The organism is Roseicyclus marinus (assembly GCF_036322625.1).
GTDB classification, from domain to species: Bacteria; Pseudomonadota; Alphaproteobacteria; order Rhodobacterales; family Rhodobacteraceae; genus Roseicyclus; species Roseicyclus marinus_A.
The window spans coordinates 2,494,792-2,519,821 of the sequence record NZ_AP027266.1; the positions used below are offsets into that span (position 1 = coordinate 2,494,792).

General features: G+C 67.5%; 26 protein-coding genes and 1 pseudogene. 2 read left to right on the forward strand and 25 right to left on the reverse strand.

Going from position 1 to position 25,030, the window contains the following annotated elements; all coding sequences use genetic code 11:
* The 3 genes from folD to AABA51_RS11915 all read right to left on the reverse strand — a co-directional run bounded on the left by folD (position 1) and on the right by AABA51_RS11915 (position 3,460).
* Positions 1-900 carry a bifunctional methylenetetrahydrofolate dehydrogenase/methenyltetrahydrofolate cyclohydrolase FolD gene (gene folD / locus AABA51_RS11905; RefSeq protein ID WP_338272111.1) on the reverse strand — a complete coding sequence of 300 codons (900 nt, stop codon included), beginning with the start codon at positions 898-900 and terminating at the stop codon, positions 1-3.
* Between the two features lie 140 nt (positions 901-1,040).
* Entirely contained in the window at positions 1,041-2,717 is a 1,677-nt protein-coding gene (locus AABA51_RS11910) for a formate--tetrahydrofolate ligase (protein WP_338272112.1), read from the reverse strand.
* 134 nt (positions 2,718-2,851) lie between these two features.
* A complete protein-coding gene (locus AABA51_RS11915) occupies positions 2,852-3,460 on the reverse strand; it encodes an MOSC domain-containing protein (RefSeq protein WP_338272113.1) in 609 nt (202 codons plus the stop codon).
* Positions 3,461-3,586: 126 nt separating this feature from the next.
* Between AABA51_RS11915 and AABA51_RS11920 the strand changes: the two genes are divergently transcribed.
* Complete coding sequence (locus AABA51_RS11920) at positions 3,587-3,880, forward strand: hypothetical protein (protein WP_338272114.1); 294 nt, start codon at positions 3,587-3,589, stop codon at positions 3,878-3,880.
* 176 nt (positions 3,881-4,056) lie between these two features.
* On the opposite strand, the gene ftsH is transcribed toward AABA51_RS11920, so the two are convergent.
* The 16 genes and pseudogenes from ftsH to ruvC all read right to left on the reverse strand — a co-directional run bounded on the left by ftsH (position 4,057) and on the right by ruvC (position 17,405).
* A complete protein-coding gene (ftsH, locus tag AABA51_RS11925; protein ID WP_338272115.1) occupies positions 4,057-5,970 on the reverse strand; it encodes an ATP-dependent zinc metalloprotease FtsH in 1,914 nt (637 codons plus the stop codon).
* A 78-nt stretch (positions 5,971-6,048) separates the two neighbouring features.
* Positions 6,049-7,329, reverse strand: a complete 1,281-nt coding sequence (gene tilS / locus AABA51_RS11930) for a tRNA lysidine(34) synthetase TilS (RefSeq protein ID WP_338272116.1) — start codon at positions 7,327-7,329, stop codon at positions 6,049-6,051.
* Entirely contained in the window at positions 7,326-8,165 is an 840-nt protein-coding gene (gene ybgF / locus AABA51_RS11935; protein ID WP_338272117.1) for a tol-pal system protein YbgF, read from the reverse strand. Before ybgF ends, tilS begins: the two co-directional genes overlap by 4 nt.
* Before the next feature lie 4 nt (positions 8,166-8,169).
* Positions 8,170-8,673 (reverse strand): peptidoglycan-associated lipoprotein Pal, encoded by a 504-nt coding sequence (pal, locus tag AABA51_RS11940; RefSeq protein WP_338272118.1) that lies wholly within the window; start codon positions 8,671-8,673, stop codon positions 8,170-8,172.
* Between the two features lie 79 nt (positions 8,674-8,752).
* Complete coding sequence (gene tolB / locus AABA51_RS11945; protein WP_338272119.1) at positions 8,753-10,090, reverse strand: Tol-Pal system beta propeller repeat protein TolB; 1,338 nt, start codon at positions 10,088-10,090, stop codon at positions 8,753-8,755.
* Positions 10,091-10,229: 139 nt separating this feature from the next.
* Positions 10,230-11,309, reverse strand: a complete 1,080-nt coding sequence (locus tag AABA51_RS11950) for a hypothetical protein (protein ID WP_338272120.1) — start codon at positions 11,307-11,309, stop codon at positions 10,230-10,232.
* Between the two features lie 16 nt (positions 11,310-11,325).
* Entirely contained in the window at positions 11,326-11,799 is a 474-nt protein-coding gene (gene tolR, locus AABA51_RS11955) for a protein TolR (protein WP_338272121.1), read from the reverse strand.
* Positions 11,799-12,491 carry a protein TolQ gene (gene tolQ / locus AABA51_RS11960; RefSeq protein ID WP_338272122.1) on the reverse strand — a complete coding sequence of 231 codons (693 nt, stop codon included), beginning with the start codon at positions 12,489-12,491 and terminating at the stop codon, positions 11,799-11,801. The genes tolR and tolQ overlap by 1 nt, the downstream gene beginning before the upstream one ends.
* 109 nt (positions 12,492-12,600) lie before the next feature.
* Positions 12,601-13,011, reverse strand: coding sequence for a tol-pal system-associated acyl-CoA thioesterase (gene ybgC, locus AABA51_RS11965; protein WP_338272124.1), 411 nt, complete (start codon positions 13,009-13,011; stop codon positions 12,601-12,603).
* A complete protein-coding gene (locus tag AABA51_RS11970) occupies positions 13,008-13,661 on the reverse strand; it encodes a hypothetical protein (RefSeq protein ID WP_338272125.1) in 654 nt (217 codons plus the stop codon). The genes ybgC and AABA51_RS11970 overlap by 4 nt, the downstream gene beginning before the upstream one ends.
* Before the next feature lie 14 nt (positions 13,662-13,675).
* Entirely contained in the window at positions 13,676-14,527 is an 852-nt protein-coding gene (locus AABA51_RS11975; protein ID WP_338272127.1) for a hypothetical protein, read from the reverse strand.
* A 58-nt stretch (positions 14,528-14,585) separates the two neighbouring features.
* Positions 14,586-14,714: pseudogene (locus AABA51_RS17145) on the reverse strand (Holliday junction branch migration DNA helicase RuvB); the annotation flags it as partial.
* 83 nt (positions 14,715-14,797) lie between these two features.
* Positions 14,798-15,169 (reverse strand): hypothetical protein, encoded by a 372-nt coding sequence (locus AABA51_RS11985; RefSeq protein WP_338272129.1) that lies wholly within the window; start codon positions 15,167-15,169, stop codon positions 14,798-14,800.
* The gene (gene ruvB / locus AABA51_RS11990) at positions 15,162-16,196 is read right to left on the reverse strand and encodes a Holliday junction branch migration DNA helicase RuvB (RefSeq protein WP_338272130.1); all 1,035 of its coding nucleotides are present in this window, start codon (positions 16,194-16,196) and stop codon (positions 15,162-15,164) included. Before ruvB ends, AABA51_RS11985 begins: the two co-directional genes overlap by 8 nt.
* Positions 16,197-16,239: 43 nt before the next feature.
* Complete coding sequence (gene ruvA / locus AABA51_RS11995; protein WP_338272131.1) at positions 16,240-16,905, reverse strand: Holliday junction branch migration protein RuvA; 666 nt, start codon at positions 16,903-16,905, stop codon at positions 16,240-16,242.
* The gene (gene ruvC, locus AABA51_RS12000) at positions 16,902-17,405 is read right to left on the reverse strand and encodes a crossover junction endodeoxyribonuclease RuvC (RefSeq protein ID WP_338272132.1); all 504 of its coding nucleotides are present in this window, start codon (positions 17,403-17,405) and stop codon (positions 16,902-16,904) included. The genes ruvA and ruvC overlap by 4 nt, the downstream gene beginning before the upstream one ends.
* A 384-nt stretch (positions 17,406-17,789) precedes the next feature.
* On the opposite strand from ruvC, the gene AABA51_RS12005 reads away from it, so the two are divergent.
* Complete coding sequence (locus AABA51_RS12005) at positions 17,790-17,996, forward strand: DUF1127 domain-containing protein (protein WP_338272133.1); 207 nt, start codon at positions 17,790-17,792, stop codon at positions 17,994-17,996.
* Between the two features lie 130 nt (positions 17,997-18,126).
* Here AABA51_RS12005 and AABA51_RS12010 read toward each other — a convergent pair whose 3' ends face one another.
* From AABA51_RS12010 to AABA51_RS12035, 6 genes are all read right to left on the reverse strand, one after another.
* Positions 18,127-18,990 carry a 50S ribosomal protein L11 methyltransferase gene (locus tag AABA51_RS12010; protein WP_338272134.1) on the reverse strand — a complete coding sequence of 288 codons (864 nt, stop codon included), beginning with the start codon at positions 18,988-18,990 and terminating at the stop codon, positions 18,127-18,129.
* A gap of 104 nt (positions 18,991-19,094) precedes the next feature.
* On the reverse strand, positions 19,095-20,342 hold the full coding sequence (locus AABA51_RS12015; protein ID WP_338272136.1) for an MFS transporter: 1,248 nt from the start codon (positions 20,340-20,342) through the stop codon (positions 19,095-19,097).
* 149 nt (positions 20,343-20,491) lie between these two features.
* Positions 20,492-21,913 carry a homospermidine synthase gene (locus AABA51_RS12020; protein WP_338272137.1) on the reverse strand — a complete coding sequence of 474 codons (1,422 nt, stop codon included), beginning with the start codon at positions 21,911-21,913 and terminating at the stop codon, positions 20,492-20,494.
* A 109-nt stretch (positions 21,914-22,022) separates the two neighbouring features.
* Positions 22,023-22,643 carry a 30S ribosomal protein S4 gene (rpsD, locus tag AABA51_RS12025; protein ID WP_338272138.1) on the reverse strand — a complete coding sequence of 207 codons (621 nt, stop codon included), beginning with the start codon at positions 22,641-22,643 and terminating at the stop codon, positions 22,023-22,025.
* A 211-nt stretch (positions 22,644-22,854) separates the two neighbouring features.
* The gene (locus tag AABA51_RS12030; RefSeq protein WP_338272139.1) at positions 22,855-23,934 is read right to left on the reverse strand and encodes a Hint domain-containing protein; all 1,080 of its coding nucleotides are present in this window, start codon (positions 23,932-23,934) and stop codon (positions 22,855-22,857) included.
* Positions 23,935-24,048: 114 nt separating this feature from the next.
* Positions 24,049-24,987 carry a lipid A-modifier LpxR family protein gene (locus tag AABA51_RS12035; protein WP_338272141.1) on the reverse strand — a complete coding sequence of 313 codons (939 nt, stop codon included), beginning with the start codon at positions 24,985-24,987 and terminating at the stop codon, positions 24,049-24,051.
* Between the last annotated feature and the right edge of the window lie 43 nt (positions 24,988-25,030).

A 25,030-nucleotide genomic window follows, 5' to 3' on the forward strand; every position in this document is an offset into this window, starting at 1 on the left:
TCAGGCCGTCAATCCCGCAGGCTCCGGCAGGCCGTTGGCACGGCAGCAGGCCGTCAGCGTATTGGCCAGTAGACAGGCGATGGTCATCGGCCCGACCCCGCCCGGGACCGGCGTGATGGCCCCGGCCACGGCGGCGCAGCTGTCGAAATGGCAATCCCCCACCAGCCGCGTCTTCGACGGATCCTCGGGATGCGGCACGCGGTTGATGCCCACGTCGATCACCGTCGCCCCCGGCTTGACCCAATCGCCCAGGATCATCTCGGGCCGCCCGACCGCCGCGACAAGGATATCGGCCCTCCGGCACACGGCGGCCAGATCGCGCGTGCGCGAATGGGCCAGCGTCACCGTGCAGCTGTCACCCAAAAGCAATTGCGCCATGGGCTTGCCCACGATGTTGGAGCGTCCGACCACGACCGCCTCGAGCCCCGCAAGCGATCCGTGATGGTCGCGCAGCATCATCAGGCAGCCCAGCGGCGTGCAAGGCACCAGCGCCTTCTGCCCCGTCCCAAGCAGGCCCACGTTCGAGATATGGAACCCGTCCACATCCTTGGCGGGATCGATGGCATTGATGACCTTGGCGCTGTCGACATGATCCGGCAGCGGCAATTGCACGAGAATGCCATGGACCGAAGGATCGGCATTCAACCGCGCCACAAGCGCCAGGATCTCGGCCTCGGGCGTCGCGGCATCGAGCTTGTGCTCGAAACTCGCCATGCCCGCCGCGACCGTCTGGATGCCCTTGTTCTTCACATAGACCTGGCTCGCGGGATCCTCGCCCACCAGCACCACGGCAAGACCCGGCACGATCCCCGGCCCCGCCTTCAGCGCCGCGACCTGTTCCGCAACCCGTTCCCGCACTTCTGCGGCAAAGGCCTTTCCATCGATGATCTCAGCCGCCATGCCCGTGCCCTTCATCTTTCCAAAAATATGCAATCCCGCCGGTCACGCCCCGCGCGGCCCAAGGGATCGCCCCCGCCGCTGGCAGGCGGCGGTCGCGGCGGCGGGGGCTCGATGCCCCTGCCGCCGCGCCCCCCTTGACCTCAGAAGAGCCCCTCGATCAAGCCCGCATCGTTGAGGCGGATCGTCTCGGAGGCGGGCACCTTGGGCAGGCCCGGCATGGTCATGATCTCGCCGCAGATCGCCACGACAAAGCCCGCCCCCGCCGACAGACGCACCTCTCGCACGGGGATCGTGTGGCCCTCGGGGGCACCGCGCAGGTTGGGGTCGGTCGAGAAGGAATACTGCGTCTTGGCCATGCAGACGGGCAGATTGCCATAGCCTGCGTCCTCCCAGGCCTTGAGCTGGGCGCGCACGCTTGCATCGGCCGTCACGCTGCCCGCGCGGTAGATGCGGGTCGCGATGGTTTCGATCTTGTCCATCAGCCCCATCTCGTCGGGGTAAAGCGTGCGGAAATCGGCGCTGCCGCCCTCGGCCAGATCGGCGACGCGGCGGGCCAGATCCTCGATCCCGGCCCCGCCCTCGGCCCAGTGGCGGCACAAGATCGCCTCGGACCCCAGCGCCGCGACATACTCCTTCACCGCGGCGATTTCCGCCTCGGTATCGCCTGCGAAATGGTTGATGCCGACCACGACCGGCACGCCGAAGCCCTTCACGTTCTCGATGTGGCGGCCAAGGTTGGCACAGCCCTTTTGCACCGCCGCGACATTCTCGGCCCCCAGATCGGCCTTGGCCACGCCGCCATTCATCTTCATCGCGCGCACGGTGGCCACGATCACCACCGCATCGGGCGCAAGACCCGCCTTGCGGCACTTGATGTTCATGAATTTCTCGGCGCCCAGATCGGCCCCGAAACCGGCCTCGGTCACCACGAAATCGGCCAGTTTCAGCGCGGTCCTCGTCGCGATCACGCTGTTGCAGCCATGCGCGATATTGGCGAAGGGCCCGCCATGGACAAAGGCGGGGTTGTTTTCCAGCGTCTGCACGAGATTGGGCTGCATCGCATCCTTGAGCAGCACAGTCATCGCCCCGTCCGCCTTGATGTCGCGGCAATAGATCGGCGTCTTGTCGCGGGTATAGGCCACGATCATGTCGCCCAGCCGGCGTTCCAGATCGGCCAGGTCGCTGGCAAGGCACAAGATCGCCATGACCTCGGAGGCGACGGTGATGTCGAAACCGGTCTGGCGCGGGAAGCCGTTGGCGACCCCGCCAAGGCTGACGACCATGTCGCGCAGCGCGCGATCGTTCATGTCCATCACGCGCCGCCAGACGACGCGGCGCTCGTCGATGCCCAGCGCATTGCCCCAGTAGATGTGGTTGTCGATCATCGCCGACAGCAGGTTATGGGCGCTGGTGATGGCGTGGAAATCGCCGGTGAAATGGAGGTTCATGTCCTCCATCGGCACGACCTGCGCATAGCCGCCGCCCGCGGCCCCGCCCTTCATCCCGAAATTGGGGCCGAGGCTGGCTTCGCGGATGCAGATCGCGGCCTTTTTCCCGATCCGGTTCAGCCCGTCGCCCAGGCCCACGGTGGTCGTCGTCTTGCCCTCGCCCGCGGGTGTGGGGTTGATCGCGGTGACAAGGATCAGCTTGCCGTTTGGCCGGTCCTTGAGGCCGGTGATGAAATCCTGCCCGATCTTGGCCTTGTCATGGCCGTAGGGCAGCAGGGCCTCGGTGGGGATGCCCAGTTTCGCGCCGATCTCCTGGATCGGTTTCTTCTGTGCGGCGCGGGCGATTTCGATGTCGGTCTTGAAGGCCATGTCGGCGGGCTCCCTTTCCCTTGCGGGCGTGTCTGTCGGGACATGCTTAGCCGTCGCGCGGGCCGCTGTGAGGCCGAATTACGACACATTCACGGGCCTTGTCGTCACGCGGGGTTTCCGATCGGACACAGGCGTCACCGGGCGGTGGCGCGCGCGGCCTCCAGATGGGGCCAGGCGGGTTGGTCGGGGATATGCAGGCGGAGCGTCGCGCCGAGCGCGATCGTCCCCTCGCGCTCGACCCAGGCCGTGACGCCGCGCCGGTGCAGGGCCGCACGTTTGAAGGCCTTGCCGAAACCGGGGTGGCGTGCGTCGATGGGCGCGGCAGGCAGATGGCAGGGGCGGTTTTCCATGTCGATGGTGAGCGTCGTGCCGCTGGCCTCGTCTTGCAGGCGGGACGAGGGCGGGACATGGCTGAAAGCGGGGATGCCCGAGACGACCATCGAGGCCCCGACCAGGGCGGGGTCGAGGGCCGCGAGCCCCATGGCGGCGGCGATGGCGGCAAGGTCTTCGGCCGAGACGATCGAGAGCTGGCGGGTGTTGCGGATCGGGGTTCCACGCTTGTATTGCGCGCGCACGCGGCTGTCGGCGGGGCGCGTCAGCCCGGCATGGCTTTCGCCGCCAAAACCTTGGAAAGTCAGGGACATTTCGGTCAGGGCCTGCGTTTCAAGCGCCGCGTCGCGGTCGGCATTCGCACCGAGCCACGTGACTTTCGCGGTGAAGGCGGTGGGGATCAGGGCGGGCATTCGCGGGTCTCCATGACGGCGGGGCGATGAGAGGTCGGGGCGCGCGGGGATGCAAGCCGAAACCCTGCACAAGCGGGCGGCAATCGTGTTAGGATGGGCATATCACCCTGACCAGAAGGACCGAAAATGGCTGAGAAAACCGATTTCATGGCGCAGGCCAAGGCGCAGATGGACGCGTGGAACGCGGAAATGCGCAAGATGCAGGCCAAGATGATGGAAGCGGGTGCCCAGCAGCAGGAGCAGATGCAAAAGCAGATGGCCTCGCTTCAGGAACAGCGCGACCACATGCAAAAGCACATGGAAGAGCTGGGCCGCGCCAACATGACGGCGGTGAAGGAGATCCAGTCGACCATGCAGGATGCGTGGACGGAGATGGAGAAATCGATGGAAGCGGCCCGCAAGAAGTTCATGGGCGGTTAAGATCGGCGGCCATTTCCTGACGAAGGGTAAAGATTGACCGCCAGATCCTGACGAACCGTGACCGGTTCAGGGCCAAGGCAAGGTTTCGTAAAGATTTCGCGGCAGGACCCGTCGGAAAGGCAAAACCCCCGGTCAGGCGACCGGGGGTTTTTCGTTCGGATCGACCATGGCCGGGATCAGGCCGAAGGCTCGGGCTCCATGTCGCCCGAGGGGCGCGACTTGGGCTTGAGCTTGGGGATCGCGGTGATCGAGGGCGTGCCGCCCGAGGTCGAGGAGGCGTCGTCGTCATCGCCGCGGTTCAGCGCCTCGCCGTTGATGACCTTCTGGATCTCGGCCCCGGTCAGGGTCTCGTATTCCAGCAAGCCCTGGGCCAGCCGTTCCAGATCCTCGCGCTTTTCGGTCAGGATGCGTTTGGCGGTCTCGTAGCCTTCGTCGATGAATTCCTTCACCTTGGCGTCGATCCGTTTCTGCATCTCTTCGGAATGGTTGGTGCCGCCGCCATACGCGCCCAGATAGCTCTGCTGCTCGTTGGCGTAATCGACATAGCCCAGTTCCTCGGCATAGCCGAATTGGGTGACCATGGCGCGGGCGATCTTGGACACCTGCTGGATGTCGGAAGCCGCGCCCGACGTGACCATTTCCTTGCCGAAAACCAGTTCCTCGGCCACGCGGCCGCCCATCGCCATGGCGATCTTGGAGGTATACTTGCGGTAGCTGACCGACAGCTGGTCGCGTTCCGGCAAGGACATGACCAAGCCCAGCGCGCGGCCGCGCGGGATGATCGTGGCCTTGTGGATCGGGTCATGGTCGGGAACGTTCAGGCCGACGATGGCGTGACCGGCTTCGTGATAGGCGGTCAGTTTCTTTTCATCCTCGGACATGACCATGGAGCGGCGTTCCGCGCCCATCATCACCTTGTCCTTGGCGCGTTCGAAATCGTCCATCGTGACGAAGCGACGGTTCACACGGGCGGCCATCAGCGCCGCCTCGTTCACGAGGTTGGCCAGATCCGCGCCCGAGAACCCGGGCGTGCCGCGCGCGATGATGCGCAGGTCGACATCGGGCCCCAGAGGCACCTTGCGGGCGTGAACGCCCAGGATGCGCTCGCGGCCCTTGATGTCGGGGTTCGGGACCTGGACCTGACGGTCGAAACGGCCGGGGCGCAGCAGGGCGGGGTCGAGCACATCGGGGCGGTTGGTGGCCGCGACGATGATGATCCCCTCGTTCGCCTCGAAGCCGTCCATTTCGACGAGCAGCTGGTTCAGCGTCTGTTCGCGTTCGTCATTGCCGCCGCCATAGCCCACACCACGTGACCGGCCCACGGCGTCGATTTCGTCGATGAAGACGATGCAGGGCGCATTCTTTTTCGCCTGTTCGAACATGTCGCGGACGCGGGAGGCGCCCACGCCGACGAACATCTCGACGAAATCGGAGCCCGAGATGGTGAAGAAGGGCACGCCCGCCTCGCCCGCGATGGCACGTGCGAGCAGCGTCTTACCGGTGCCGGGCGGGCCGACAAGCAGCGCGCCCTTGGGGATCTTGCCGCCCAAGCGGCTGAATTTCTGCGGATTGCGCAGGAATTCGACAATCTCCTCGAGCTCTTCCTTGGCCTCGTCGATGCCCGCGACATCGTCGAAGGTCACGCGGCCATGTTTCTCGGTCAGGAGTTTCGCCTTGGATTTTCCAAAGCCCATCGCGCCGCCGCGACCGCCGCCCTGCATCCGGTTCATGAAGAAGATCCAGATGCCGATCAGCACCAGAACGGGCAACCAGAGCGAGAGAACGGAGAGGAAGCCCGATTGTTCCTGCGGACGCGCCTCGATCCGGACGCCGTTGTTGAGGAGCACATCGGTGGTGTTCGCATCCCCCGGCGCGATGGTCGAATAGGTGCCATCGGCGGTGGTGAACTGCACGTTCTCGCCATCGAGCGTGGCGGAGACAACCTGTCGGTTCTCGACCTGGGTGATGAATTCGGAATAGGCCACGCCACGCTGCGCCACCTGGTTCTGGCCACCCGAGAACAGGTTGAACAAGGCCAGGATCAGAAGGAACAGGATGACCCAGAATGCGACGTTTCTCGCGTTGCCCAAGGCAGTCTCCCTCACGGATCGCGCAGGCTGAGTGATCAGCCCGCCATTCCCGCTAAGATAAGCGCTTGGGCCGGGACTTCAACGCAATTGCAGGAATGCGACAAATGACGCCGCCGGGCGCAGAAGCGTGCAGTCATGCGCAGGGCCGAAGCCAAGGGGCGCGCAGGCGATGAGCGTGTCGCCGTCAAAGACCGCCGGAAGGCCGAGCGCAGCCTCGAAAGGGGGCGCGTTGTCGGGTTTTTCGGGGAGCTGCGCCCAGCCCGAGGGGCCAAGCGCGCGGATGGCCAGACCCGCGACGGCGGGGCCGTGGAGGCGCCAGCGCCCGTCCCAGAGGTCATCGGGGCCTGTCGGTGTCACATGGTCGCGGACGGCGGCATGTTCGCGGAACAGGCGCAGGCTTGCGGGGCCTACGGCGACCTGCGTGCCGATGAGCGTGCCGCCCGCCCCGCCCAGGATGCGGTCGAGCAGGCCGTCGAGTGCTGCAGCGCGCGGGCGGTAGGGCGCACCGCCCACCCATTGCAGCGCGGCGGCAAGGCAGCGCAATTGCGTGTCGCGTTCCACGGCGGCGAGCCTGTCGCGGTCGAAGACAAGCTGTCCGGTGACGGGATCGTCCTGAAGGACAAGGGTGCGGGCGACGGCGGCCGCGCGCAGCGCCAAGGCCTCGCGCGCGCGGTCCATCCGCTTTGCGCTTTCGGCCAGCCCCTGGGCGGTCAGGCCGAGATCGGCGAGTGCGGCCAGCGCGCGGCGGGCGCGCACCCGGTCGAAGCGGGGATCGTCGTTGGAGGGATCGTCGACGAAGGGCAGGCGCAGGGTCCGGGCGTAATGGCGCAGATCGGCGCGGGAGATGTCGAGAAGCGGGCGCACCTGCCAAAAGCCCATGCCCTGCGGGCGGCGCAGGGGGGCCATGGAAGAGAGCCCCTCCACCCCCGAGCCGCGGACAAGGCGCATCAGGAGGGTTTCGGCCTGATCGTCGAGGGTATGGGCGAACAGGACATGTTCGATGCCGCCGCGCCAGTCCTCGATCAGGCGCAGGCGGGCGGAGCGGGCGGCGTCCTGAAGGTTGCCGGTGCCGTCCCAGTGCCAGCGCAGGGTGGCATGGGGATGGCCAAGGGCCGCGCATTCGGCAGCGACCATCGCGGCCTCGGCGGCGCTGGCCGCGCGCAGGCCGTGGTCGATGGTGACGACATGAAGGCCGATCCCCATGACGCGGGCCCAACCATGGGCAAGGGCCAGCATCGCCATGCTGTCGCCCCCGCCCGAGACGGCAAGCGCGAGATGGGGCGGGAAATCGGGGCCAAGGAGCGCCCCCATGCTGGCGGCGAAGCGGGCCTCGAGGCTGTCTTGGATGTCGGGCGTCACGAACAGCCGAGACGCAGCCGGGCGGCCTCCGCCTCGGGGATGGCGGGATCGCCGGGGTAGCGCAGGCCGACCTCGCCCAGGGTCAGGCAGGCCTCGTCCGTCTGGCCAAGTTCACCCAGCGAGATGCCGAGATTGACGAGGGAGGCGGGGGCGCGGGGACCTTCGGGATTGGCGGTGAAGGCGTCGAGATAGGCACGGGCGGCGCGGCTCCAGCTGCCTTGTTCGGCTTCGGCCCGGCCGCGCAGGAAATGCGCCTCGGCACTCAAGGGGCCGCCGGGATAGGTCTGGGTGAAGGCTTCGAACAATTGGGCGGCGGCGGCGTAATCGCCGCTTTCATAGGCCGCGAGCGCGCGTTCGTAATCGCCGCGTTCGGCCACGGCGAGATTGGCGCCGCCGGTGGGCTGGCTGGGCGTGATGGGGGCGGCGGGCGCGGCATCGGCGGTGCCGCCGCCAAGGCGGGGCGTATCCCCGAGGCTGGAGATGTCGCAGTCGGTTTCCAGCTCGCAGAGGCGGAATTCGAGATCGCCCACGCGGTTGGTGCCGTCGGTGACGATGCGGTCGACGCGGATCTGGAGATCTTCGGTCAGGCTGGTGAGGCGGCGCAATTCGGCCTCGATCGCGTCGACGCGCGACAGGAGGGTGCCGCCGCCCGAGGGGGCCGTGGCCCCGCCGGTCGTGTTCAATTCGCCGCGCAGGCGCTGGATCTCGACGAAGAGGACCGAAAGCTCCTGACGGATGTCGGCGAGCGTCTGCGCGCGGTCCTGCGCCCAGGCGGGGGGCGCGGCAAGACCGAGGCAGAGGGCAAGGACCGGGCCGAGAGCCAGCGCGCGGCGCATGGGATCAGACCCCGGCGCCGGCCGAAAGCACCGTCACGGCGCGGCGGTTCTGCTGGTAGCAGCTTTCGTTCGAGCAGATCTCGATCGGGCGTTCCTTGCCGTAGCTGACGGTGGACAGGCGACTGTCGGGCACGCCCTGCGACACGAGGTAGTCGCGCACGGCCGAGGCGCGGCGCGCCCCGAGGGCGAGGTTGTATTCGCGGGTGCCCTGTTCGTCGGCATGCCCTTCGATCAGGGCGCGGTATTCGGTGTTGGCCAGAAGCCACTGGGCCTGGGCCGAGAGGATCGACTGCGCCTCGATGCTGAGGGTGGATTGGTCCACGGCAAAGAGCACGCGGTCACCCACGGATTGGTTGAAGAAGGCGATGGAGGTCGGGTCGGAGGCGGTGCCCGCCCCGCCCTGGCCGTTGAAGCCGCCCGCGCCGTCATTCAGCCCGCCACGGGCACAGGCCGAGACGGAAAGGGCGACAATGAGAAGGAGGGCGGCGCTGCGCAGGGAAAAGGTCATGATGCTCGGGTCCTGTTGTTCTTTGGGTCAGTGTAGCATGGGCCGGGAGGCGCAGTCCATGCGGGGTTGGGGGCGAAACTCAGGGAAGGCGGGGCGACCAGGACGGGTCCGACGCCATGCCGGGCGTGGCCACGCGTTGCAGGTTGCGGCCCGAGATGTCGACGGAATAGACGGCGGGCGCGCCATCGGTCCCGGCGGTTTCGCGGGTGAACATCAACACGCGCCCGTTGGGGGCCCAGGTCGGGCCCTCGTCGAGGAAGGAGGCGGTCAGGAGCCGTTCCTCGGAGCCGTCGGTGCGCATGACGCCGATGTGGAAGCGCCCGGCCTCTTGCTTGGTGAAGGCGATGTAATCGCCACGCGGCGACCAGACGGGCGTGCCGTAGCGGCCCGTGCCGCGGCTGATGCGGGCAGGCTCGCCGCCGGCTGCGGGCATGACGTAGATCTGCTGCCCGCCGGTGCGGTCGCTCTCGAAAACCATCCGGCTGCCATCGGGCGAGAAGGAGGGCGCGGTTTCGATGGAGGGGGCGTTGGTCAGCTGGGTGCGCGCGCCGCCGCCCACCGCGACACGGTAGATGTCGGAATTGCCGCCCTGTTCCATCGAGAACACGACCGAGCCGCCATCCGGGGTGAAACGGGGCGAGAAGGTCATGTTGCCCGCCGACACGGCCTCGAGCGGGCGGGGTTGGAGATTGGCCACATCCATCAGGTAGACGCGGGGTTGGCCGCTTTCGTAGCTGGTGTAGATGATCCGGTCGCCATTGGGGCTGAAGCGCGGCGCCAGCACGAGGTTGCGGCTGTCGGTCAGGAACTGGACGTTGGCCCCGTCGTAATCCATCAGCGCGATGCGCTTGAGGCGGGCGTTCTTGGGCCCTTCTTCGTGGACGAAGACGACGCGGGTGTCGAAATAGCCGGTTTCGCCGGTGATCCGTTCATAGACCTGATCGGCCACGTTATGGGCCATGCGCCGCCAGCCGTCGCGGGAACCGACGAATTGCAGCCCCTCGCCCAAGGGCTGCTGGCTGAACACGTCGAAGAGGCGGAATCGCACGATGAGACGGCCGCCCTGTTCCTCGACCTCGCCCACGATGAGGGCCTGCGCGTTGATCGCCTGCCAATCGGGATAGAGGATCGGCGCGTCGAAGGCGGTGATGGTCGAGATATGCGCGCTTTCGGGGATCTGGCGAAACAGCCCCGTGCCGCGCAGATCGGCGGCGATGACGCGGCTGATGTCGGCGGCGGCATCGGCGGCCCCGCCATTGCGCGCGATGAAGGTCGGGAGAGCGAAGGGCAAGGGTTCGATCACGCCCTCGGTGATCTCGAGCCGGAGGGGGCCTGCCTGCGCGCGGGCACGGGCGGGCAGAAGCGGGGTCGCGGCGAGCGCGGAACCGGTGAGAAGGAGCGAACGACGGGTCAACATGGCAACATCTCCTGCCGCGTGGGGCGGCCTTGGGACGGAAGGATAAGGGCAAAGCGGGATCGGGTCACGGTCCGGGGGGCCATGATGGACCAAACGTGATCCGGGGCGGGCCGGGATGGCCGGAGGGGGGCGCGCAGGATCATCTGAGCCGCATCCCTTCGGGGTTGAAGACAAGCTCCACCTGCCGCCAGTGGTCATAGCTTTCGGCAGGCAGGCCATAGCCGTTCGCACCGCAGCGCAGGATGGCGCGGCGCGCGGCCTCGTAGGCCTGCTGGGCGGCGGCGGCACTTCCCCCTTCGGAGGAGACAAGGCGCAGCGTGCCATCGACCGGGCGGGCATCGGGCGTCATGTCGAAGCCGACGACAACGGTCGTGCCCTGCGCCTCGGTCGAGAGCGAGCCGATGTTCCAGCAGGCCGAGACCGCCACGCGGAACCCGTCGCGCGCGCCAGCACTGAGGGGCGGGCCGGAGGGCTGGGCGGGCGTGCTGACCGCATCGGCCACGGCGGAGGCGATGGCGGAGGCGAGCGGATCGGCCTGCGGTTCCGGCTCGGGTTCGGGGGTGGGGTCGGGTTCTGGCGCGGGGGCTGCGGCCTGTTGCGGTTCGGGGCGCGCGGGGCGCGCGGGCGGCCGGATCGAGGCGGTGGGGCCAAGGGGGCCGCCGGAGGGCGTTTCGGCCTCGGTCACGATTTCGGTCGTGGCTTCCTCGGGCGCGGCTTCGGGCTGGGCCTCGGTCACGGTTTCGGTCGGCGCAGGCTCGCTGGCCTCGGGCGTCGCTTCGGGGGCTACGGCGACATCTTCTTCGGGCGCGGGCGAGGGCAAGGGGGCGACACGGTCGGCGGCGCGGGGTGTCGGCCTGCCATCGGGCGGCAGATCGGGCGCACCCGACAGGGGCGCGGGCGGCGCGATCGTATCGGTCACCTCGCCCGGCGGGGTCGGTTCGGGCTGGGGGTCTGGTTCGGGCGGCCGCGCCTCGACCACAGGTTCGGGGTCGGGTTCGGTGGGCGGCGTGGGGCGCGGGGGCGGCGGCGTGGTCTGGACGGCCACGGGCGTCGGTTCGACGGCTTCGGTCAGCGCCTCGAATTCGGCGGTGGACAGGATGGTGACACCGGTGATCTCGAAGGGGACCGGATCGCTTTCGCGGAACAGCGAATCGCCGAAGGCGACCCACAGAAGGATCGCCGCGTGGATCGCTGTCGAAGCGTAAAGGGACCGGCGCATTCCGATTGCCCCCTGTCTACTGTCCCGTGCCGTCGAGACGCGGACCACCCGCATCGGTCACCAGCCCGATCTCGCGGAAGCCGCCGGCATTGAGCGCGCCCATGACGCGCATCACGTCCTCATACGGGATGGTGCCGTCGGCGCGCAGGAAGACGCGGGTCGACTCGCGCTCGGCGGCGATGGCCTGAAGGCGCGGGATCAGGTCGCCCATGGGCACGGCGGTGGTCTGGATCATCACCTCGCCCTCGGGGGTGAGGGTGATGGTCAGCGGTTCCTCTTCCTCGGAGGGGAGCGCCTCGGCCGAGGTGTCGGGCAGGTCGATGGGCACGCCCACGGTCATCAGGGGGGCTGCGACCATGAAGATGATCAAAAGGCACAGCATGACGTCCACGAAGGGCGTCACGTTGATTTCCGACATGGGGCGCAGGTTGGCGCGGCGGCCCCTGCCCCGGCGGCGCGATCCGCTGTTGGTGGCGAGCGAGACCCCCATCAGTCGAGCTGCCGCGACAGGAGGGTGGAAAACTCATCCGCGAAACCTTCGAGGCCCGTCACGAGGCTGTCGGCATCGGCGCTGAGCTTGTTGTAGAGGATCACGGCGGGAATGGCGGCCAGAAGGCCGAGACCCGTGGCCAGAAGCGCCTCGGCGATCCCCGGTGCCACGACGGCGAGCGAGGTGTTGCCCGAGATGGCGATTTCCTGGAACGAGCGCATGATGCCCCAGACGGTGCCGAAGAGACCCACGAAGGGTGCCGCCGAGCCTGTCGTGGCCAGGAAGTTGAGGCCATGGGTCCAGCGTTCGCTTTCGCGGGCGATGGCCACGTCCATGGAGCGGTCGACGCGCTGCTGCACGCCGGGGATCAGCCCGCCATCGTCGCGCAAGGAGCGCCGCCATTCGGTCATGCCCGCGACGAAGACGCGTTCATAGGCGCTGGAGGGGTTTTCGGCCATCTGGTCGTAAAGCTCGTCCAGCGGTTCGCCCGACCAGAAGGCGGCATCGAAGGCGGTCGCGTTGGCGCGCGCGCGGCGATACATCCTGGCCTTGGTGAAGGTGACGGCCCAGACCCAGATCGAGGCGGCGATCAGGCCGAGCATCACGAGCTGCACGATGAAGGTCGCGCGGAAGAAGAGCGCAATCAGCGTATAATCCGCCTCTTGCGCCAGAGCGAGCGTTTGGGTTTCCATGTCTGTGTCGGGTTCCTTTGCCCCAGCCTCAAGCGGTCACGGGCGCTTTGCACGCCTCATTTGCGACGCAATTTAACAGGTTGTCAGGGGGAATGCGAACACTTCCGCGTCAGTGGCCTGCTTCCGCCGCAAGGGAGGCCACGCGTGCGCGGATATCTGCCGGAAGACGGCCGGGGCGGCCGGTTTCGGTCAGGATCACGAGGGTGACATCGGCGCGGAAGAGGAGGGTGTCGTCGCGCCAGATCTCTTGCGCCATGGTGAAGCTTGCGCCCTTGAGCGCGGTCAGGGTCGTGCGCACCTCGATCACATCGTCGAAACGGGCGGGGCTGAGGTAATCGGCCTCAACCCTGCGGACGGCAAAGACGAGGCCCGCGGATTTGAGCGCTGTCTGGTCGATGCCCGCGGCGCGGACCATTTCGGAGCGGGCGCGTTCGATGAAGCGCAGGTAATTGGCGTAATAGACGATGCCCGCGAGGTCGGTGTCCTCGTAATAGACGCGGATTTGCAAGCTGTGGGTCATTGCGGCCTCGGCAGGCGGGCGGCCAGACGCAGCGCATGGGCGGGATCGGTGGCCTGCGCGGGCAGGACGGGATCGTAGGCGGCGCGGATCAGGTCGGCGATGGCGGGTTTGAGGATGGCGGGGCCACCCGGCTGGAGAATAGCAAGGGGCGAGGTCCCGAGAAAGGCCGTGTCGGACCACAGGAGGATCGTCTGCACGATCTGGCTGAGCGCGATGGTTTCGGCGGGCGCTTGCGACAGGGCGTCATCCATGCGGAGGAAGACGAAGGCCGCCTTGATCGCGCCGGTCTGGTCGAAGCGGAAGGCGCGGTATTGGTTGGCATCGGCCTGTTGCAGGCGGGCGACGAGGGGCGCGAGGTCGGGGATCAGGCGGTCGAGATTGGGGGTTTCGGTCAGCTCGTCCCAATCGCGGAGGAAGAAGACCATGAGGTTCGCGCCAAGCTCGGGGTCGGTTTCGGCCATCTTGTGACCGGCCAGCGCCACCACGGCCTCGATCGCGCCCTTGAGGATGGAGACGGTGCCATCCTCCACCCCGAAGACGACGGGGACGATGGGCCGGCCCCAGCGGGCAAAGAGATACTGGCCATCGGCGCGGGTGAAGAGCGCGGTGATGGCCTCGGGCGTCAGGGGGGCAAGGGAGGTGTCGGTCATGGGATCGTTTCTGGTCATTGCGGGCGATGGGCGGCGATGGCCGCGCGCAGGGTCGGGTCGGTTGCGGCAGGGCCGAAGAGGCGCGCGCCGCCGTCGCGGCTGAGAAAGGCGGCCGCCGGTGCCCCGTCGCTGATGCGCAAGGCCCAAAGGCCGCGTTCAAGGTTGCAGCGATGCGGGAAACAGCCCTGCCCGATCACCCAGTCACCCGAACGTGTCACGGTATTGGCGACACTGACGGCGGTCGAGAGTGTCTGGATCTGGTCGGGGGAGAGGATCGCGGCGAAACGGGCGCGCTCGCCCGCATCCTCGAAGATGCGGGAGGGATGCGTGCCGATCCAGCGGGTGACATCGGGCCCCGGTCCGGCGGGGACCTGCGCGGCGGGTTGCCGGGTGAGGCTGCTGGTCAGGGTCTGCCCATCCCAGGTGAAGGTTTCGCGCGCGACATTCAGGTCGCGGTGCGGCAGGTCGAGCGCGATCCGCCCCGGTTCGACGCGCAGGTCGAGAAGCGGCCAGACACAGCCGCCGATGGGAGGGCTGCGGCGCAGGCCCGTGGCCGAGACCTGCAGCACGATGAAGGGCGGGTCGCAGGCATTGCCGCCCGGAAAATGGGTGAGGATGACCCAATCGAAGCTTTCCTCGGCCCGGCCCCATGCGCCGAGGATCGACAGGAACCCGTCCATCAGCCCCGGCACGATCTGGCCGTTCCAGTAAAGCCGTTCCTGCGCAAAGCCGCCGCGCACCTCGATCACGCCATGGCGGGTGGTCAGCGCGGGGTGATCGCCGATTGCCACCTCGGCCCGGGCGGGGGGCGCGGCAAGGAAGGCGGGCAGCAGAAGCGCGAGGCAGGAGAGGAGGAGGCGACGCATGGGCGAGCCCTCAGGACGGATCGGCCTGTCCAGCCAAGGGCGGACGGGGAAGGGGCGGATGGTCGGGGCCGCGCCGGGTGGCGGCGATGCGGGGGGCGGTGCGGGTAAGACGCCCGTCGCCCTCGACCAAAGCGACGCCGATCACGCGGCGCAAGAGCCGCCCGAAAATGCGGGGCATGACGCGCGCGCAGGCAAGGGGATGGGGGCCATCGGCCCGGATGAAGAGCGCCGTGATGTCCTTGGGGTGGAGGGTGGGGAATGGCGTGTCGGTCATGGGGTCGCCCCCTCCGTCACCCCCGGCGGCAAGGATGGGGGGGCGTATGCGGCTTTGGGCAGGGCGCGGCCCCATATGCGCGCGATGGCATCGGGAGGGTCGATGTCTTGCCGGCGGGCGAAAAGCGGAAGCTGCGCGACGAGATCGGCGGTTTCATCCGTCAGCGCGCGCCTGCGGTCATCGGCATCGCCCGTGGCGCGGCCCTGCCCGTTCAGCTTGAGAAAGGCGGCTTGCAGCGCGCCCGGTTCCCCGGACGGCCTGGCCGGATGCCGGACGGCATCGCAGTCGATCCCGGCGCGCGCGGCGCAGATATCGCCGACCGCCTGCGACCGGTCGCTCAGGCGGTCGAGGCTGCGGCCCTCAGGCATCGAAGAGCCCCCCCTGCCCCTGCCCCGCCACCGGCGGCACGGGCAGGCCCAGGTGGGTCCAGCCCTTTTGCGCGAGCATCCGGCCGCGCGGCGTGCGGGCGATGAGGCCCTGTTGCAGGAGATAGGGTTCGATGACCTCTTCGATCGAGTCGCGGCTTTCGGACAGGGCCGCCGACAGGGTTTCGACGCCCACCGGGCCACCGCCGTAATTCTCGGCCATGAGGCGCAGGTAGCGGCGGTCGGCCCCGTCAAGGCCCAGATGATCGACGCCAAGCCGGGTGAGCGCCGTATCGGCGATGGCGCGCGTCAGCCGCCCGTCGCCTTCGACGAGAGCGAAATCGATCACCCGGCGCAGAAGGCGACCGGCGATGCGGGGCGTGCCACGGGCGCGCGCCGCGATCTCGGCCACGCCCTCGGGGTCCGACGAGATGCCCGAGAGCCGCGCGCCGCGTTCGACGATGCGGGTCAATTCCTCGGTCGTGTAGAAATTGAGGCGGGTGGGAATGCCGAAGCGGTCGCGCAAGGGCGTGGTCAGAAGACCCATGCGCGTCGTGGCCCCCACCAGCGTGAAAGGCTGCAATTCGATGCGGACGGTGCGGGCGGCGGGGCCTTCACCGATCACGAGGTCCAGTTCGAAATCCTCGAGCGCGGGATAGAGCACTTCCTCGACCGCGGGGTTGAGGCGGTGGATCTCGTCGATGAAGAGGACATCGCGCGCCTCGAGGTTCGTCAGGATCGCGGCGAGGTCACCCGCGCGGGCCAGAACCGGGCCGGAGGTCATGCGGAAATTGACGCCCAGTTCGCGGGCCATGATCTGGGCGAGCGTCGTCTTGCCCAAGCCCGGGGGCCCGTGGAACAGCACGTGATCCATCGCCTCGGCCCGGCGGCGGGCGCTTTCAATGAAGACGCTGAGGTTCGCCCGCGCCTCGGCCTGACCGATGAAATCGGCGAGCGTCTGGGGGCGCAGGGCGCGGTCGGCATCCTCGGGGAGCGGCGCGGGGCGCAGGGTGGGATCGGGTTCGGTCATCGCGGCCATCTATGGCGGAGCAGGGCTGTGCGCGCCACCCCTGTCACTCCTTGGGGGCCAGAAGCCGGAGGGCCGCGCGGATGAGCACCGGCGCCTCGGCCCCCGGATCGTTTCCGGCAGCCTCGGCCACGGCGCGGGCAGCCTCGGACGGGGCATAGCCGAGGTTTGCAAGGGCGGAGAGCGCATCGGCCTGTGCGGCACCGGAGGAAGGTTTGGGCGGGGCGGCGGGTCTGGGCGCATCGGGTTCGATCAGCGGATCCGGGGCGGTGCCCGCCGCCTGACCCAAGGTGCCGCCCAAGGCCATGATGCCCGGTGCCTTGTCCTTGAGCTCATTGACCACGCGCTGCGCCAGTTTCGGGCCGACGCCGGGGGCGGCCTTGACCGCGCCCCAATCGCCGATGGCGATGGCGCGCGCGATGCCGTCCGAGCCCAGCGTGCCGAGAATGGCCATGGAGGCCTTGGACCCCACGCCCTGCACCGAGATCAGGAGCCGGTGCCATTCACGGTCATAGGGCGTGAGAAAGCCGAAGAGCTGCAGCAGATCCTCGCGCACCAGCAATTCGGTGTAGAGCGCCGCCGCCTGCCCCGGACCGGGCAGCGCGGCCAGCGTGCGGTCGGAGCAATGGACCGTATAGCCCACGCCGCCCACGTCCAGCAGCACGTGATCGGCGGCCTTGTAATCCACCCGTCCGGTCAGCTTGCCGATCATGACGCCACCCCGATGGCCTGCGCGAGCCGCCCTGCGGTCTGCGCGTGAAAGGCGTGGCAGATGGCGATGGCCAGCGCATCGGCGGCATCGGGACCCGCCGGGTCGCAGCCGGGAAGCTGCATGCGGACCATGTGATCGACCTGCTGTTTCTCGGCATGGCCCACGCCCACCACGGTCTTTTTCACCGCATTGGGGGCGTATTCGGCGACGGGCAGCCCGGCCTGGGCGGGCACCAGCATGGCGATGCCGCGCGCCTGGCCCAGTTTCAGCGTCCCCGCCCCGTCGCGGTTGACGAAGGTCTGTTCGACGGCGGCCCGGTCGGGGGCGTGGCGGGCGATGACCTCGGTCAGCTGGACATGCAGCGCCAGAAGCCGTGTCGCCAGATCGCCCGCGCCGCTCAGGATCTGGCCATTGGCGATGTGGCGCAGACGCGGGCCATCGGCCTCGATCACGCCCCAGCCGAGGCACCGTAGCCCCGGATCGATCCCGATGATGCGCATCCGCCTGTTCCCCGCCTGCCCGTGCCCTGACACGGCCGCTTGTTGCGACCTTTCTGCATCACTAGCACGAAAGGCGAACATTGCCTAGGGCGGGGTCCGTTTCGGCGCGGGAAATGTCGGTTTTGGCGGGTGTCGGAAAACCGGCATCCAAATGCGGCATGCCCGCGCATGAAAACGACAGGCGTCGGCGGGTTTTTGCCAGGATTTACGGGGCTTTAGGCGGGTTTCGCTGCCATGCAGAAATCGCATGCGACCCATGCGAAAATCGCGGCTTGCGTGACGCTTTCGCACTCTCTAGATGCCGCGTGTTCTCAAACCGCCCAAGGCTTGGGCAGCGCCACCCCCGGCCCCGCCGGGCACAGCGACCCGCAAAAGGATACGACCATGGCCATCATGACCAACCGCCCCCTCGGTGCCGGCTTTGGCGCCAGCCGTCTTCTGGCCGATCTGGTCGGCCGGATCGCCGCATGGAACGATGCGCGGATCACCCGCAAGAGCCTGTCGGCGCTGACCGACCGGGAGCTGGACGATCTGGGCCTCGTGCGCGGGGATATCGAGGATATCGCACAGGGCACCTATCGCCGCGACTAGAGCATGTCGCGCAAAAGTGGGAACCGGTTTTGCGCTCCCCGGACATGCGACATCAAAGGGTCAGAGAGCGGCGCGTGACTGCGAATGAACGCGATGCGCTCTAAGCCGGAGGCGGTGAGAGGACCTTGCCTCAGGCGGTGAGCGTCAGGGTGGTCCATTCCCCGATCACCCGCCGGTCCGCCAGTGCCATGCCCACAGCCTCGTAAGCGGCGATCACGGCATCGGCCTGTTCGTTCAGGATCCCCGACAAGATCACATGCCCGCCGGGTGCGGCATGGGCGGCCATGTCGGGGGCCAGGTCGATCAGCGGCCCCTTCAGGATATTGGCAAAGACGAGGTCATAGGGCGCGCGCGCGGCCAGATCGGGATGGTCAAAGCCCGCCGCCTCGACGCAGGCCAGATCGGTCACGCCATTGGCCGCCGCATTGGCCAGCGCCACATCCACCGCGACAGGATCGATGTCGGAGGCGATGACGCGGGCGGAGGGCATCTTGGCCGCGGCGATGGCAAGCACGGCGGTGCCGCAACCGATATCGGCGACATTCGTCGGGGCGACGCCCGCCGACAGCAAGCGGTCGAAGGCTTCGAGACAGCCCTTGGTCGTGCCATGGTGGCCGGTGCCGAAGGCCATCGCGGCCTCGATCAGAAGGCCCACGCGCCCCTCGGGCAGGGCATCGGCATCATGCGACCCGTAGAGAAAGAAGCGACCGGCCTCGACCGGGTGCAATTCGCGGCGCACATGAGCGACCCAGTCGGTCTCGGGGACTTCGGAGACGGCGAAGGGGCGCGCGCCATGGGCGGCAGCCAAGAGCGCCAGCGCGATATCGTCGGGTTCCTCGAGGAAATAGCCGCCGACCTCCCACAGGCCCGATCCGTCCTCGAGTTCAAAGACGCCGACGCCGGTCGGTTCGGGCTCCAGATCCTCGAGCGCGGCCCCCAGCGCTTCGGCCTGATCCTTGTCGGAAAGCGTGGTGAGGGCGGTCCAGGTGGGCATGGGGTGGCTCCGGTCAGGTCAGGTGCCTTGGCCTACGCGGATCGGGCGTGTTTGGCAACGCCGCCCAAAGGGCGGGACCCAAGACGGTCGCCGACAGGGCGCGATCACTCCGCCGGGGCGGGCATCGGGCGGGCGAGGATCGTCTCGTGCCCCGGCTCGGGATGGCGCGGCACCAGAAGCGACAAAAGAAGCGAGACAAGGGCCATGCCGGCAGCCAGGAAGAACACGCTCGTGGGCGAGGTCAGCCACAGGTAGCCAAGGGCTGCAGGCAGGAACACGGCCGCGATATGGTTGATGGTAAAAGCCACGGCCGCCGTGGGGGCGATATCCCCGGGATCGGCGATCTTCTGGAAATAGGTCTTGATGGCCAGCGCCAGCGCGAAGAACAGGTGGTTCAACACGTAAAGCGCCCCCGCCATCCACGGGCCCCAGTCAAAGATGTAGAGCGCGGCATAAAGCAGGAAGATCGCCCCCAGCCCCGCATATTCCACAACGAGCGCCAACCTTTCGCCAAACCGCGCGACGATCCCGCCCAGAAGCGGGGCCGCGATCATGTTGGCAAGCAACGTGCCCATGAACAGCGCCGTGATCTGGTGCACGTCGAAGCCGTAGCGCTCGACCATCATGAAGGCGGCGAAAACGACGAAGATCTGCCGCCGCGCGCCCGACATGAATTGCAGCGCGTAATAGAGCCAGTAGCGGCGGCGCAGCACCATCTTCTTGGTCTGGGGATTGGGGCTTTCGAATTGCGGAAAGGCGAAAAACGCCACCAGCGCGATCAGCACCGTGGTGCCGCCCGCGACCCAGTAGACAAGGTCATAGCTCAGATCATAGGCGCGCCATGTGACCACGATGAGCCCATAGGCCAGAAGCGTCGCCCCCGAGCCGATGGACAAAAGCCAGCCCAGCGTCTGGGGCGCCTTTTTCTTGTCGATCCACTGCAATTGCAGCGACTGGTTGACCGTCTCGTAATAGTGAAAGCCGATCGAGCTGATCAGCGTGACGAACAACAGCCCGCCGAGGCTCGGGAATTGCGCGGTGAGCGCGGTGGCCACCCCCAGCATCACCAGCGAGACCAGCGCCAGAACCTGTTCGCGGACAAAGAGGATGATGGCGATCACGCCGATGGCAAGAAAGCCGGGGATCTCGCGCACGGTATGCAGCCAGCCGATATCGGCTCCGTCAAAGCCCGCCATCTCGATGACGAAATTGTTCAAGAGCGCCGACCAGGTCGCAAAGGCGATGGGCATGCCGAAGGCCATGAGGGCCAGAAGCGCCACGGGCCGCCGCCAGATCGGCCAGCGCTCCGCCTCGGCCAGCGGAACGGTTCTGAGATGATCGCCAAGTGCCATGTGCTTGGCCTTACGCCCGTTTCCCGTCCCCGTCCATCACCCGCAGCCCTGCAAAAGCGCACAGATGCCGCTTCATCTTTCCGAAAATATGCCGGGGGAGACAGCCAAAGGCTGTCGGGGGCAGAGCCCCCTGCCCGGCCTCCGCCCGCTCAGCTGGCCAGAACGTTGCGAAAGGCCCAGGGCTCCTCGGGGTCGATATCCTCGGGGAACAATTCCCAACGGTCCTGAAGGGGCGTCCAGTCGGTGTAATGCGCCTCGACCGGACCGAGATAGGGGCGTTGCACCTCGAGGCAGCGGGCATGGTCCATCTCGTCGGCCTCGACGATGCCTGCGCCGGGATTTTCCAGCGCCCAGACCATGCCGGCCAGAACGGCCGACGTCACCTGCAGCCCCGTGGCATTCTGGTAGGGGGCCAGATCGCGCGCCGCCTCGTTCGACAGCCGCGAGCCATACCAGAGCGCGTTCTTCTCATGGCCGTACAAGAGCACGCCCAGCTCGTCGATGCCTTCGACGATCTCGTCCTCAGCGAGGATGTGGTGCTTGTCCTGCGCCCGGCCCGAGCCGAACATCTCGTGCAGCGACAGGACCGCATCGTCGCAGGGGTGGTAGGCGTAATGGCAGGTCGGGCGATAGGCGGGCGCGTCGCCCGATCCGACCGTGTAATAGTCGGAGATCGAAATCGCCTCGTTATGGGTCACCAGAAAGCCGAATTGCGGGCCCGGCGTCGGGCACCAGGTGTGGACGCGGGTGATCGCGCCGGGGCGTTCCAGCCAGATCGCGGCCTGGCAGCCGGTGTCGTGGCGGTGGCCGTTCTCGGGGAACCAGGGCTCATGCGTGCCCCAGCCGAGTTCCGCGGGCTGGAACCCTTCGGCGATGAAACCTTCGACGGACCATGTGTTGACGAAGACGCCGCGGGGCCGCGGCACGCGGCGGGCCTGCGTGTCGCGCTCGGCGATATGGATGCCCTGCACGCCCAGCCCCTGCATCAGCCGCGCCCAGCCTGCGCGGTCGGCGGGTGGCGTGGCGTCCCGGCCCGTGTCGCGGGCGAGCGTCAGAAGCGCCTCCTTGACGAACCAGGAGACCATGCCGGGATTGGCCCCGCAGCAGGAGATCGCGGTGGAGCCGCCGGGATGGGCGGCTTTCTCGTCGCGGACGGCCTGTCGCAGCGCGTAATTGGTGCGGGCGGCATTGTCGGTGGTGTTGAAGTAATAGCCCGCCCAGGGTTCGACGACCGTGTCGATATAGGGCACGCCCAATTCGCGGCAGAAGCGGATCAGGTCGAGCGAGGAGACATCGACGCTGAGGTTGACGCAAAACCCCTTGCCGGGTTCCAGAAGCCGCCCCAGCACCTCGCGGTAGTTTTCGGGGGTCAGCGCGGTATCGACGAAATTCAGCCGGTGCTGGCGCAGGAAATTGTGCTGGCCGGGATCGGGTTCGATGATCGTGAGCTTGTCGGCGTCATAGTCGAAATGGCGTTCGATGAGCGGCCATGTTCCCTTGCCGATCGAGCCGAAGCCGATGATCACGATGGGGCCGTCGATGCGACCGTAGACGGGATAGGCTTGGGTCATGGCGGGCTCCGACCGGGAACGGGACGGGGGGATCGTAGAGGGACCGTCCGGAAACGAAAAGGGCCGCGCCAGATCGGCACGGCCCCATGACAGTCACGTGCAGGGGAAATCAGTTCTGCGCGTAATATTCGATGACGAGGTTGGGTTCCATCATGACCGGGTAGGGCACATCGCCCAGACCCGGGGTCCGCACGAAGGTGGCGGTCATCTTGGAATGGTCGGCCTCGATGTAATCGGGAACGTCACGCTCGGCCAGCTGGACGGCTTCGAGCAGGACGGCCAGCTGCTTGGACTTCTGGCGCACCTCGATCACGTCGCCTTCCTTGACGCGGTAGGAGGGGATGTTCACGCGCTGGCCGTTCACGAGCACGTGGCCGTGGTTCACGAACTGGCGGGCGGCGAAGATGGTCGCCACGAACTTGGCGCGGTAGACGACCGCATCCAGGCGGCGCTCCAGCAGGCCGATGAGGTTTTCACCGGTGTCGCCGCGCACACGCTCGGCTTCGGCGTAGATGCGACGGAACTGCTTTTCCGTCATGTCGCCGTAATAGCCCTTGAGCTTTTGCTTGGCGCGCAGCTGCAGACCGAAGTCCGACATCTTGCCCTTGCGGCGCTGGCCGTGCTGGCCGGGACCGTAGTCGCGCTTGTTCACCGGGGATTTGGGGCGGCCCCAGATGTTTTCGCCCATCCGGCGGTCGATCTTGTACTTGGCAGAGGTGCGTTTGGTCACCGTCTGATCTCCTTCAGTTCTTTGGGCTTCCACACCTGATCCGAAAACCGGTTCCCACTTTTCGGGGCGTGGACAGCAGTGAAGGGCGTTGTCCTTTGCCCGAAGGCCGACAGGTCATCCCTTGCGGGAGCCACCAACACCAAAAATATCGAAACCCGGCCCTTGCGGACCGGGAAACGTGGGCGGCTGATATGCGCTGGCGCGCGGGGTGTCAATGCCGTGCGGTCACCGACAGAGACGGCACCCCGCCCAGAAGGATCGCGGCCTCGGCGCGGGAGACCATGCGGCGCACCGGCGGGCCGTAGAGATCGGGATTGGCGGCCAGTTCGGGGCGCAGGTCGAACATCAGGTCGCGCTGCAGGCCGGTCAGGTTTTCCAGCCCCATGAAGCCGGGGTGGAAGGTTTCGACCTCGAGCCCGTTGGCCCAGATGACCTCGTGGCGTTCGAGCATGAGGTGGATGTACCAGGTCTCGCGCAGGGAATGGTCGATGGTGATGAAGCGGTCGCCCACCAGATCGGCGGCGCGCACCAGCACCTCGGGTTCGCCCCAGAGATCGCGGGCGGCGCGGCCGCGCACCAGCACGCGGTGTTCGGGGCTGACAATCAGGTCATCCTCGGGGCGATCGACGCCCAGCGCGCCGCGCCGGATGCGGACGGGCCGGGTTTCGGGCATGGCGAAAAGCCGCGCGCCCGACATGCGGCGGTGGCCGGTCCAGAGCACGGATTGGGGGCCGCTGTCGCGGGTGAGCAGCCGATCCTCGGGGCCCAGATCCTCGATCGCGACCTCGCCCTTTTCGGTGCGCAGCCGCGTGCCGGGGGTGAAACAGATGACCGAGGGGCGTTCGGTGGGCGTGGGCCGCAGCATCCGGTCGGAGCATTGCACCACGACAAGGTCGCGCTCGGGCGGGGGCACGTCATCGGCGAACATCAGGAGCGGGGTTGCGCCATCCTCGATCAGGATCGGGACCAGCGTGAAGAAGCGCACGCCGTCGGAGACCACGAAAGCCCCCCGCAAGAGCGGATCGCTGTCATCGAGTGCCAGGTCGGCGGGACCGGGTGCGGGGCGTTGCAAGAGCTTGCGCACGACGCGCGCGGCGCGGGTGCGGATCTCGGCATGGTCGCGACTGGAGGGCAACGCCAATGCTGCGCCATCCCCTTCGAGAGGAAGCGCCTGTCCGTGCCAGCTCCATGTCATGCCCGCGACCAGATCTGCCTGGTCATCGGCTGGATATCCTTCCAGCCGGGTCTGCGCCCATGAGATCACGAACGCGCCCCGAAAGCCCGTGCCCATTTCCCTGCCTCATCAGGTTATGTCCGCCAGCCGTTGATCGGCCGTGCTGTCCGGCAACCATATCAGAGGTGATTCGCTGTGTATAGCGTCCGCAGGGCGCGCGACCCCAAAATATCAGAAGCGGATGTCGAAGCTGAGCGAGCCTATGGCCTGGCTTTCGGGCTGGCCCACGAATTCCTCGGAGGTCCAGGTGACGCCGTAGAAGATGTTGGTCAGGCCCAGCCCGTAATTCACGCCGAAGCGGGCGCGGTGGCGGTCTTCCTCGGCGCGGAAGCCGCGATCCTCGGGCAGGAAGATCGAGCTTTCGACATAGGCGGTATCGGCCCCCAGAAGGAAGGACCAGCCGCCCTGATCCTCGATGCCGGTCACCGCGCCGATGCGCTGGCCGGTGATCGGGTCGCGGGTGCGTAGGCCGCTTTGCCCCAGCGAGCCGAAGGTCAGGTCAAAGCCTGCGCGCGCCAAGGTCTCGACCCCGCCCTGCAGCTCGACGAAGGGACGGAATTCGCCGTTCTGCCAGCTGAGGGGGCGGGCGATTTCGAGCGTGCCATGAAGATAGACGCCATCCTCGACCTGGTAATTCTCGAGGCCCACGCGGGACATCGAAAAGAGATCATGGAGGCCGGCCTGAAAGCGGCGGACGCCCGATTGCTCGCCGGTCACGGCGATATCGGCGCCTGCGGTGATGTCATAGCCCGTGAGGTTGTAATGGGTATGCGCGCCGACCCAGAGCGTGCCGGCATAAAGCCTGTCGCCGCGCGCGGGATTGCGGGTGTTGTCGGGCGAGATGGCTTCACCGCGAAAGCGGTATTCCATGACAGAGAAGGGCGTGGAGGGCAGCGCGCCATCCCAGCCGGGGGCCCGGATGACGCTGTAGGAAAAGGCGCCCGTGCGCCAACGGTCCTGCCGGTCGCCGAGCGTGTCATTGGTGAAGAGCGCCATGGTCCCGATGGTTTCGCGCGGGGTTTCGGCCAGGGCCTGTGTCGCGGACCCGAAGGACGCCGTCGCGGCCAGCCAAAGACAGGCCGCCCGAAGGGGGAAATTGAACTGCACCATATCGCTGCCTCATCTTCGAGGACGGTTTGGCCCGCCCATTGTT